Annotated in this window: 1 protein-coding gene; it reads left to right on the forward strand. The window is 57.6% G+C overall.

Features of this window, described 5'->3' with window-relative positions:
* The first annotated feature begins 379 nt into the window (after positions 1-379).
* A complete protein-coding gene (locus ACOCD2_RS24790) occupies positions 380-475 on the forward strand; it encodes a helix-turn-helix domain-containing protein (RefSeq protein ID WP_368857411.1) in 96 nt (31 codons plus the stop codon).
* The last annotated feature ends 152 nt before the right edge of the window (positions 476-627 follow it).

Genomic DNA, 627 nt, shown 5'->3' on the forward strand with positions numbered 1-627 from the left:
CTCATTGCGCCTGGAATGCGGCAAACAAGGGAGAATCTACAGATAATCCCCATTCATATTTCAAAAAACAGCCGATTTGCATTGAAATACGAAAATCACTGATTCGATCAGAGCTTCCCTAGAGCGCCGAGGCGTGTATGTCCACTGGCTGACCCACCTCTACCGCACGGCGCTCAACTATACCTACAGTGAGCACCCAGCTCCCTTGGATAGCCGCGAGATCCACTGGATCGCTAGGTCGGTGGCTCATTGGGTGTGGACGAAGTTCGATATCGAGGCGAGCGATCGCCGCTTCTCGGCCAGGCAGGCCGCGCGTGGCCGCCGTGGTGGCCTGGCCAAGGGTAGGGCGTATGAAGATCGTCGCTCTAGCGCGCGCATAATGCGTGCAAAGGGCTTGACTCAGGCGAAGATCGCCGAGGCCCTAGGCGTGACAGAAAGGACTGTCCGAAACTGGATCCGGGGAACCGGAAAATAGCCATAATCAGATAGAAGCGCCCGGGGGTGTGAACATAATTATTATTGCGCCGCAGGCACCCGAACCACGCAGCGGGGTCGCTGGCGCGGATGGGGGCAGACTGTGAAAAAGTGTGGGCGGGCGGAGGGAAACGCCTTAAGCGTTTTCCACGG

It is taken from the genome of Thiolapillus sp., assembly GCF_048562965.1.
In the GTDB taxonomy this organism is placed as follows: domain Bacteria; phylum Pseudomonadota; class Gammaproteobacteria; order Chromatiales; family Chromatiaceae; genus Thiolapillus; species Thiolapillus brandeum_A.

Coding starts and splice junctions, on each gene's coding strand:
- ACOCD2_RS24790 (WP_368857411.1), top strand. CDS start 380: ATGCGTGCAAAGGGCTTGACTCAGGCGAAGATCGCCGAGGCCCTAGGC.